This window comes from Veillonella sp. ZSJB6 (assembly GCF_051549505.1).
Lineage (GTDB): Bacteria > Bacillota > Negativicutes > Veillonellales > Veillonellaceae > Veillonella.
Map to the genome: position 1 here is coordinate 1 of NZ_JBPUGE010000235.1, position 206 is coordinate 206.

1 tRNA gene is annotated in these 206 nt (G+C 51.9%); it reads left to right on the forward strand.

Annotated elements, in window-relative coordinates:
- Positions 1 to 131: 131 nt before the first annotated feature.
- Positions 132 to 205: transfer RNA gene (locus ACSV5T_RS10550), tRNA-Ile, on the forward strand.
- The last annotated feature ends 1 nt before the right edge of the window (position 206 follow it).

Genomic DNA, 206 nt, shown 5'->3' on the forward strand with positions numbered 1-206 from the left:
GCGGCTGGATCACCTCCTTTCTAGGGAGACATACACCAGGCCAAGAGCTTGGATGTCACTTAGGTCGACACTTTGGCACCTAACATTGTTCGGTTTTGAGAGATCTGTAAAGACTCTCAATCTACAGATATGGGCCTATAGCTCAGCTGGTTAGAGCGCACGCCTGATAAGCGTGAGGTCGGTGGTTCGAGTCCACCTAGGCCCAC